The 1,181-nt window shown below is 36.5% G+C and carries 3 pseudogenes; all 3 read right to left on the bottom strand.

What is annotated here, in order from left to right:
* Positions 1 to 338, bottom strand: a pseudogene (locus tag MW688_RS19920) (pentapeptide repeat-containing protein); the annotation flags it as partial.
* Positions 304 to 552 (bottom strand): annotated as a pseudogene (locus MW688_RS19925) (pentapeptide repeat-containing protein); the annotation flags it as partial. The pseudogenes MW688_RS19925 and MW688_RS19920, both read right to left, overlap by 35 nt.
* Positions 441 to 1,019, bottom strand: a pseudogene (locus tag MW688_RS19930) (pentapeptide repeat-containing protein); the annotation flags it as partial. The pseudogenes MW688_RS19925 and MW688_RS19930, both read right to left, overlap by 112 nt.
* Positions 1,020 to 1,181 lie beyond the last annotated feature (162 nt).

A 1,181-nucleotide genomic window follows, 5' to 3' on the forward strand; every position in this document is an offset into this window, starting at 1 on the left:
GCACCCTGTAAATTGGCATCCTTCAAATCTCTTTGGGGAGTGGGATTATTAACAATATCCCAAACCTTACGCCATTTTTCGTCCATCATAATATTCTGATTTAAGATAACACCATATAAATTGGCACCCACTAAATTGGCATTACATAAATCAGCAGACTGTAAATTGGCACCATATAAATTGGCATTATATAAATCAGCAGACTGTAAATTGGTATTCTGTAAATGGGCACCCTTTAAATGGGCAGACTGTAAATAGGCACCCTCTAAATTGGCACCCTCTAAATTGGTATTCTGTAAATAAGCAGATTGTAAATAGGCACCCTTGAAATAGGCACGCTCTAAATTGGCACCCCCTAAATTGGCACGCTCTAAATTGGCAGACTGTAAATGGGCATTCTGTAAATGGGCACCCTTTAAATGGGCAGACTGTAAATTGGCACCCTTTAAATTGGCTTTCTGTAAATTGGCACCCTTTAAATTGGCACCATATAAATTGGCATTCTGTAAATTGGCACCCTGTAAATTGGCTTTCTGTAAATTGGCACCCTTTAAATTGGCTTTCTGTAAATTGGCATTCTGTAAATTGGCACCCTGTAAATTAATCCCCACATTTTGATTATCTTGTCGCCAGTTATTCCAAATTCGAGTATGATGAGAAACAATAGCTACTAATACATCTTGGGTTCCACAGTGATTTAGGGCAAAAATAAGCAAAGATTCATCAATATCTGGTAAACTGATCAGACTAATCACAGTTTTTCTGGGCATATCTGCCAGTAAATTAGGATTGACTAATAGCATTAAATCAAATACAGCATTATTCAATAATTCTCTCGGAAAATCTTTCCCTAACTCCCATAAAACATCCTGGGGAGTATTAGGATTACTAACTAAGGCAATTCTAACTTCTGTTTGAGTATAACTTCGATAAATTTCCTGGAGACGCACTGGGGATGTTTCTGGGTTATTTACTTCTTGGATGACAATTTTTAATTGAGCAGATGATTCTGTAGTCATTTTTCTTACCAATTAATTGTGACTGAGAATTATTTAGTACAATTATACTAAAAGAATGGGAGACTGTGAGGAAAATTAAAGAGTTTTAGCAGCTAAAATTAAAATGAGCGATCGCCTCAACTCAGCTCTTGCATATTTACCCAAAGTTACTGGTTGGAGTTG

The sequence above is a fragment of the Johannesbaptistia floridana genome (genome assembly GCF_057440575.1).